General features: G+C 56.8%; 7 protein-coding genes. 1 reads left to right on the top strand and 6 read right to left on the bottom strand.

The annotated features are described in order from the left end of the window. Positions 1-200: 200 nt before the first annotated feature. Positions 201-938 carry a LytTR family DNA-binding domain-containing protein gene (locus DS906_RS12950; protein WP_113790566.1) on the top strand — a complete coding sequence of 246 codons (738 nt, stop codon included), beginning with the start codon at positions 201-203 and terminating at the stop codon, positions 936-938. Positions 939-940: 2 nt separating this feature from the next. On the opposite strand, the gene pdeM is transcribed toward DS906_RS12950, so the two are convergent. The 6 genes from pdeM to DS906_RS12920 form a co-directional block, all read right to left on the bottom strand. Then, positions 941-1,603, bottom strand: coding sequence for a ligase-associated DNA damage response endonuclease PdeM (gene pdeM / locus DS906_RS12945; RefSeq protein WP_113790565.1), 663 nt, complete (start codon positions 1,601-1,603; stop codon positions 941-943). 41 nt (positions 1,604-1,644) lie between these two features. Beyond that, positions 1,645-4,056 (bottom strand): ligase-associated DNA damage response DEXH box helicase, encoded by a 2,412-nt coding sequence (locus tag DS906_RS12940; protein WP_113790564.1) that lies wholly within the window; start codon positions 4,054-4,056, stop codon positions 1,645-1,647. A 40-nt stretch (positions 4,057-4,096) separates the two neighbouring features. Beyond that, the gene (locus tag DS906_RS12935; protein ID WP_113790563.1) at positions 4,097-5,404 is read right to left on the bottom strand and encodes an ATPase; all 1,308 of its coding nucleotides are present in this window, start codon (positions 5,402-5,404) and stop codon (positions 4,097-4,099) included. 116 nt (positions 5,405-5,520) lie between these two features. Next, complete coding sequence (locus DS906_RS12930; RefSeq protein ID WP_113790562.1) at positions 5,521-6,066, bottom strand: prepilin peptidase; 546 nt, start codon at positions 6,064-6,066, stop codon at positions 5,521-5,523. Positions 6,067-6,069: 3 nt separating this feature from the next. Then, positions 6,070-6,921 carry a lipopolysaccharide assembly protein LapB gene (locus DS906_RS12925; RefSeq protein WP_113790561.1) on the bottom strand — a complete coding sequence of 284 codons (852 nt, stop codon included), beginning with the start codon at positions 6,919-6,921 and terminating at the stop codon, positions 6,070-6,072. 31 nt (positions 6,922-6,952) lie between these two features. Continuing rightward, positions 6,953-7,492, bottom strand: a complete 540-nt coding sequence (locus DS906_RS12920) for a tetratricopeptide repeat protein (RefSeq protein WP_233494780.1) — start codon at positions 7,490-7,492, stop codon at positions 6,953-6,955. Positions 7,493-7,531 lie beyond the last annotated feature (39 nt).

Here is a 7,531-nt window from a genome sequence, read left to right as displayed (position 1 = left end):
CAAAATATGCGCCCCAACACAGCTGAATTTTGCACAAGTGTGAAAATTGGCCATGATGTCAACGTGCTAAATTTCCCCCCTTTAAGGTTTGAATGTCTGAATGGGGCGTGTTAGCCGGGATTTCCCAGCCGTTTACAGTGTGTGAATGTTAGCTTTCCGGGGCTTTTGGCTGGGTCCCTGAAAGTGGTTTTTGATATGGTATGACTTCAAAGCTAAGACCCATCTTCAGCCTGTGCAGCCCACAACGAGTGGTGGCCGGAGCGTTCTTCCTTCCTATGCTGGCTTACGCTTTTCCGCCGTTCCAGATGTCGGATTTGCCGTTTGTCATAAGCTTCTTATTTTGGTTCGGGGTGATGGGCATCGCTGTGACGTCGACCTGGATGGCCCGAAAACTGATCCGCGAACCCGGGACTGTTCTGAACCTGCCGGTGCGTGACCTGGCAATCGCCCTGTTTGTTTTGCTGTTGTTTATCCCGTCCCTTTGGGTGCTGGCCGTGGTTCTGTTTTCCATTGGGGGCCACTCCGCACCCGGCATTCCGCGGGTTATTGGATACAGTGCGTTGTTTACCGCTGGTCTGATTTTGACCAGCCGGGCGGAACCCAAAAGCGCTCCACCATCATCCCCGGCACCGCGGCTTGCGCGACGGTTGCCTGCGTCTTTTCAGGGGCAGATTTATCGCCTGAGCTCGCGCAATCACTATGTGGATGTGGTCACATCTGAGGGCACCTTTGCGATCCGATTACGGCTCTCTGATGCGGTTGGGGAAATGGAGCCCTTGCGCGGGCATTGTGCGCACCGGTCCCATTGGATCGTGGACAACGCAGTCACAGGCACCGAGAAGGTAGCCGACAGAATCTACTTGAAGCTGGTGAATGGTGACCTGATACCGGTCAGCCGGAAGTACAAGCCGATGCTTGAGGACGACGGGTTGATATGATCTCAGCGTGGCATTGGGATGATTTGTGGATGAGGGCCGGTCAGGATGGCCATTGCCCGGTCGCTCATCAAGTCACTTAGAACTTTCTCGGAACTTCGTAGCCCGCCTGTATAGGTGCCATAAGCCGGTAGGATAAGCCTTGAATTATCCAGCAAAAACGCCGGGCGTGTGATCGTCCGACCGCGTGCCCTGATGCGGGTCTTGGGATGATAGTGCCCCGAGATTTCGCCGTGACCACCGGGTTGGGCGATATGCCGAAAAACCAGCGGACCTACCACGTATTCAGCCAGATGTGTTCCGCCCAGATCTATTGGACCCGGGTCGTGGTTTCCTTCGATCCAAATCCATTGTCGGCTTGCTTGCAGGGCCGTCAACGAGAGCTTCTCGGCGGCGCCCAACGCCGCCAAAGCATCCAAATCGTCAAAGCTGTCGCCCAGGCAGATGACAGTTTGCGCGCCAGTTCTGTCGATGTCGGCTGCCAGCCGGGTCAGGGTGTCCTGACTGTCATAAGGCGGCAAAGAGGGACCACCGCGCCGCGCCATACGTTCGGATTTTCCAAGATGCAGATCGCTGACGCATAGCAGATTCCGACTTGGCCACCACAACGCACCAGATCCCAATGCGCGCAGGTCTTGTTCAGTAAAGGAAAACGCCAGCTCGTTCATGGTACGTTCTTCACCTGTTTTGACCACTGGCGCAAGCTGATTTACTTCGCGTCTAGTCCCGCAGCCTGTAGCAGCCGGGCGCTTTCCTCGGCCAACATGCGTTCTTCGGCGGCACCTTTGACCGGTACCTTGCCAACCTCCAGAAACAACGGCGCAGCAAGCGGAGAGACCCGATCCAGCCGAACCAGATCGATACGGTCGCCAATTCGTTCAATCATTGCTTCAATGCGTCCAAAATCCACCAGACCGCGCATCGCTTCCTCGCGGGTGATCTGCATCAGCAGGTGGTCGGGGTCATATTTCAGCAATGTGTCGTAAAGGATGTCCGATGAAAACGTAGCCTGACGCCCGCTTTTGCGTTGCCCGCCTGTATTGCGCTCGATCAGGCCTGCGATGGTGGCTGAGGCGCGAAAGGTTCGTTTCATGACAGCGTTGCCCGCCAGCCATGTCTCAAGCCCGTCACGAAGCTCGTCCAGTTGGAACAGAGGGCGTGGGTCGGTCACAACATCCAGGCCCCAAACCAGCGTCGCATAGTCGGTGGCAACAAAACCAAGCGGCGCCAGCCCGGTTTCCTCCATCCGTTTGGTCAATAGAAGCCCGAGGGTCTGTTGTGCATTGCGCCCGGCGAAGCCGTAAACACATAGATGTTCGCGGCCATCATTGGGAAAGCTCTCGATCAGCAATCGATCGCGGTGAGGCAATCGGGACATATCCCGCTGCAACGCTAACCACTCGGCCGTGTGGGCAGGTAGTTGTGGCCAGTCCGGCTGAGCGAACATGCGAAGGATACGGTCGCTGAGTTGGGTCGAGGTCGCGAACTTGGTGCCCGAGAACGTGGCGATTTTGGGCTTCTTGTCGGCCCGGCGACTGACCTCGACCACCATTTCTCGCAGCCCCTCGTACCGCACGATCTGCCCGCCTATCAGGAAGGTATCTCCGGGCGTCAGAGAGGCAGCAAATGCCTCCTCGACCTCACCAAGGGGCTTACCCCCGCGATTGCGCTTTAGGCGGACCTTCAGCGTGTCGGTGTCCTGTATCGTGCCCAGGTTCATGCGAATACGCTGTGCCGCCCGCGGATCTCTTAGCTGCCATTTCCCGTCCGGTCGCTGCAACAGCCGCTGCCAGCGATCATAGGCGCGCAGTGCGTAGCCGCCGGTTGCGCAGAAACCCAAACAGGCGTCGAACTCAGCGCGGCTGAGGTCAGAAAATGGCCCTGCTGTTGTCATTTCGGTGAACAGGGCATCTGCATCGAACGGACCTGCTGCAGCGGCGATGAGCATATGCTGGCACAACACGTCCCTTGGGCCCGTTCCGCGCGGTTCGCCATCCAGGTCATGGGCCTTTGCGGCCTCCAGCGCGGCTACGCACTCTACGACTTCGAACCGGTTCGCTGGCACCAAAAGGGCCTTGGAGGGGGCGTTGTAGCGGTGATTGGCCCGACCGATACGCTGCACCAGCCGCTTGACGTTTTTTGGCGCACCAATCTGGATCACCAGGTCGACATCCCCCCAGTCGATGCCGAGATCCAGACTGCCTGTACAGACGATCGCGCGCAGATCGCCACGCACCATTGCGGCTTCGACCCGCTCACGCTGTTGCCGATCCAGGCTGCCATGATGGATGCCAATGGGTAGCCCGTCGTCATTGGCAAGCCAGATATTGTGAAAGAAAATCTCGGCCTGCGCGCGGGTGTTGTGAAAGATAAGAGTGGTCTTGTGCCGTTTGATCTGCTCAAGAACGGCGGGGATCGAATAGGCCGCCCCTCCGCCGGACCAGGGAGGCATTTCCTGCGTCTCAAGCATTTGGATATCGGGGTCGGGGCCGGGATCAGCCTGAATGATCTTGCAAGGATCGGGGTGGCGGGCCAAAAACTGCGCGATGGCATCAGGATCTTCGACTGTGGCTGAAAGACCAACGCGGCGAAGGTCCGGGCACAAGCTTTGCAAACGGGCTAGCGCCAGCATCAATTGATCGCCACGCTTGCTTTCGGCCAGGGCGTGGATTTCGTCCACGATCACGCGTTGAACGCCCGCAAACATCCGTGGCGCATCCTCATAAGAGGTCAGCAAGGCCAGGCTTTCAGGCGTGGTCAGCAGGATGTGCGGAGGGTCCACGCGCTGACGTTTCTTTTGCGTGGCTGAGGTATCGCCTGTTCGGTCTTCGATGCGAATGGGCAGACCGATTTCATCCGCGGGGCCGCGCAGGTTTCGGCGGATATCGGCGGCCAAAGCCTTGAGTGGGGAAACATAAAGCGTGTGCAGGCCGGGGCGATCGTTTTCCGCCAGTTCGGCCAGCGTCGGAAGGAAACCGGCCATTGTTTTGCCACCGCCGGTGGGCGCAATAAGCAAAGTAGCCGGGTCTGCAGCCCGGTCAAACATCTCTTGCTGATGTGGGTGGATGGACCAGCCTTTGGCGTCAAACCAATCCGTGATCCGGGCGGGAATCTGCGTCATGAACGCAGACTACCCGGCCTGTCCTGGAAATGGCACGGCGTTAATTTACGATTATCTCGTCTTTGACGAACATGTTGGCCCATGCCCTGTCGATCAGGTCGGGGCTCATCTGATAGGGGATGCCCTCGAATTCGCAGATTGAGATCATCTGGTCGATCAGGAAGATCGGCTGATAGTTGGCATAGACGTTGTTGATGGTCGGGTACTTGACCTTCAGCAAATGCACCAGAGCGGATTCGTCCAGTGGCATGCCGCGCTTGCGAGCGACCATCGCAAAGATCTTCAGGAAGTCTTCTTGAACCGGACCGCCAATCTTGATCTTGAAGAAGATCCGGCGCAGGGCCGCTTGGTCGAAGATCTCATTCGGGTGGAAGTTGGTCGAGAAGATAACCAATGTGTCAAAGGGAACCTCGAATTTTTCGCCTGATTGGAGGCCAAGAATATCCTTGTTCTCTTCCAGTGGAACAATCCATCGGTTGATCAGCGCCTGTGGCGGTTCCTGCTGACGACCAAGGTCATCCACGATAAAGATGCCGCCAGTTGATTTTAGCTGCAGCGGCGCCTGATAAGTCCGCGCAGTCGGGTTGTAGACCAGATCCAGCATTGAAAGCGAAAGTTCACCACCCGTTACAACGGTCGGGCGTTCGCACTGAACATAGCGCGTGTCGAACCGCTTGCGACGGCGCAGGCTGTTGGGGTCATCCGCCTCTTGCTCGATCGCGGTGTGGACGATCGGGTCATAGACCGTGATGACCTGACCTGCATACTCGATGGCACGGGGTACATAGACGTTGTCCCCCAGCGCGTCGCGAATACCGTTCGAGATTGAGGATTTACCATTTCCCGGAGGGCCATACATCAGAATGGATCTGCCGGCGCTGACCGCGGGGCCCAGATGGTCCAGCAGGCTGTTGGGCAGAACCAGATGCCCCATGGCACCGGTTAGCTGATCACGGGTCACTTGAATGTTTCGGATCGACTGACGCTTGACCTGTTCCCGGTAGACGTCCAGCGGAACCGGCATGGCACCGAAATATTCAGACTGGCTCAGCGCGTCCAGGGCGCGGGCTTTGCCGGCATCGGTAAGCTGATAGCCCATCTCGTTACCGCTATTGGCGTTCAACGTGCCGGTCGCTTCGAGCAGTTTCTGATCGCGTGCGATGTCGACCAATTCCTGCGTGACCGCGCCTGGCAAACAGATCGCTTCCGCGATTTCCGTGACCGTATCCACGTTTTTTCGGAATATCGTCTTAAGTAGAATGTCCCGCATCATCACGATGGGCAGTTTCATTTCGGCCATACCCTTTGGGGCAGGGGGGGCCATAACCGAGGTCGTCTGCATATTCATGAGCGTTGCCCGTCTATCCACTAATCACGCCAAAAGCCCCACAAGGGCCGCTTGCATAAAATCTTAACCTGCTTTGTGTCAGCACCAAGGCATTGAAAAGGCGGACTGATGATAGTTTATGAGCCGGAAACAGTTCCGAAAATCAGATAGATCGCCAAGCTGGCCCCCAACGGAAAACCCATGGGGAAATGCTTGCCCCGATCCCAGCTTTCCCAATCCGGGGCGATTGCCCTAAGGCGCGTGTGCTTGGCTAGCCTGTGCGTCACATATGCGCCAAGCATGGCACAAGTGGCGATCAGCGTCATAAGCAGATAGTCACCAGCCCAAACAAAAGCCGAGGCGGCAGCCAGAAACTTGGCATCACCTGCCCCCATGACGCCAGCCGCATTGAACAGGATGCCAAAAAACAGAACGACCACGATGTGCAACATTTGCCATAGATAGGGCGGAAGTGTCAGGGTAATCGGCCCTACGCCTCCGGTCGTCCACTCGGTGGCCCAGGGTGGCAGCACAAACAATCCGACAACTGCAAAAACCACAGCCAGCGCGATCACGGCGTGATTTTTGATCAGCATGCTACGCAGATCGGTGAACGCCACATAAAAGCAGATCGGCAACACAAACGGCAAAAACCACGCGGCTGCCGTCGCAGGGATATTCATGGATCAGGCCTCTTCAAGCGCGCGAAGCGATCGAACGGCTTCCTCATAATGCTGGGGATGGGTTGCGATGGCTTCGCGGAACAGGTTCTTTGCGGTCGTGATGTCGCCTTGTTTAATCGCAGAAATACCCATTGTATTCAGCAGCATGGCGCGCTCAATCTGCGTCAGAGGAACAACCGGCATGTTATAGTTGCCTTGTGCGGCCCTGGCCAACACGAGGTTGTTCTTGGCGGTAAACAGCGATTTGTCCTGACGGATTGCTTCAGAAAACAATCTTTCGGCATCGGCGTAGTCACCGCGCGACAGCTTGGAGTAGCCCCAATTGTTCATAACGCTGCCAGGGCGCGTGGTCAGACCGACGGCTGTTTCGTAAAAGTGATCCGCGCGCTTCCAGTCTTTGCTGGAGTCTGCGACGACCGCCTCAAGACGGTAACGTTGGAACGTTTCATAGGTTGGAGGAACGGAATCCAGCGTCGACTTGGCTGTCGACCAGTCACCCGCGCGGACCGATGCGGCGGCGTATTCGACCCGGTCGACGTTGCTCGCGCCCTTCATGGTCGTCACTTTTTTCCAAGCCGAAGCGGCCTCGGTCGTTCGCTTAGCGCGGGTAAGAGAAATCGCGAGGCCCCGTTGCAGGTCGATCCGGCCTGGGTTTTTTGCGGCGGCCCCTTTGAAATAGGTCACAGCCTCGTTTGGGTCAGCCGCGGTCAGAAGAACCTCGTTCAGGTTGGTTTCGTCAATGACGTTCACCTCCTGATAGGTGCGTTCGACCTTTTCTTCTTCGGTCTCTTTTTCGCAGGCGGACAGAACCATCCCGCAGATCACCATCGTCGGAATCAAGAATTGTTGGCGCATTTTTTTGCGTCCCTTACTGCTCTTGCCAATGTTACGGGAGCTTGCGCAGCATGAATTGCCCGTCGCCTTGCTGCTCCAGTGTATATTCTTGTTTTTCCGGGGTAGTATTAACAGGATTTTCCATTTTTGCGAGTGCTAAGCGCAGATTGTCCAAGATTGCGTCACTTTCGCCATTGTCCAAAGCAAAGGCGCGTCTGAACATCTGTTCTGCCTCGGGGTATTCGGCCTTTTCCATCAGCACAACACCCAGATTATTCCACGCAATTGGCCAGTCGGGTTCATCCTCTATCGCGCGGCGTAGCAGTTCTTCTGCCTGCCCCAAACGCCTGAGACCCAAGTTTGCCGTTCCCATTGAGGTCAAGAGTTCCGTTGTCATCCCCTGATCCAGCGCGGCACGGGAAAAGGACGTCAGCGCCAGCTCATATTCTCCCGATGCCATCAGTCGGTTTCCGACCGTAACCGGATCAACGGCATCGGCTTTGGGGTCAACGCCCGGAGCGTCCAGACCGTTTGAAAGGCCCGTTTCTGTACAAGAGGCCACCATGGCAAAAACCATGGTGGCCTGAAACATGCGGCGTAGCCTGAACTGGATACACCTGAAATTTGAGTT

The organism is Ruegeria sp. A3M17, from assembly GCF_003318255.1.
In the GTDB taxonomy this organism is placed as follows: Bacteria; Pseudomonadota; Alphaproteobacteria; order Rhodobacterales; family Rhodobacteraceae; genus Ruegeria.
Note: the sequence above shows the minus strand (reverse complement) of the source record. Positions and strands in the feature narration are given on the sequence as shown.

What these genes read in the sequence shown, in the direction of transcription:
- DS906_RS12950 (WP_113790566.1), top strand. Translation starts at nt 201, where the DNA reads ATGACTTCAAAGCTAAGACCCATCTTCAGCCTGTGCAGCCCACAACGA.
- pdeM (WP_113790565.1), bottom strand. Translation starts at nt 1,603, where the DNA reads ATGAACGAGCTGGCGTTTTCCTTTACTGAACAAGACCTGCGCGCATTG.
- DS906_RS12940 (WP_113790564.1), bottom strand. Translation starts at nt 4,056, where the DNA reads ATGACGCAGATTCCCGCCCGGATCACGGATTGGTTTGACGCCAAAGGC.
- DS906_RS12935 (WP_113790563.1), bottom strand. Translation starts at nt 5,404, where the DNA reads ATGAATATGCAGACGACCTCGGTTATGGCCCCCCCTGCCCCAAAGGGT.
- DS906_RS12930 (WP_113790562.1), bottom strand. Translation starts at nt 6,066, where the DNA reads ATGAATATCCCTGCGACGGCAGCCGCGTGGTTTTTGCCGTTTGTGTTG.
- DS906_RS12925 (WP_113790561.1), bottom strand. Translation starts at nt 6,921, where the DNA reads ATGCGCCAACAATTCTTGATTCCGACGATGGTGATCTGCGGGATGGTT.
- DS906_RS12920 (WP_233494780.1), bottom strand. Translation starts at nt 7,492, where the DNA reads ATGTTTCAGGCCACCATGGTTTTTGCCATGGTGGCCTCTTGTACAGAA.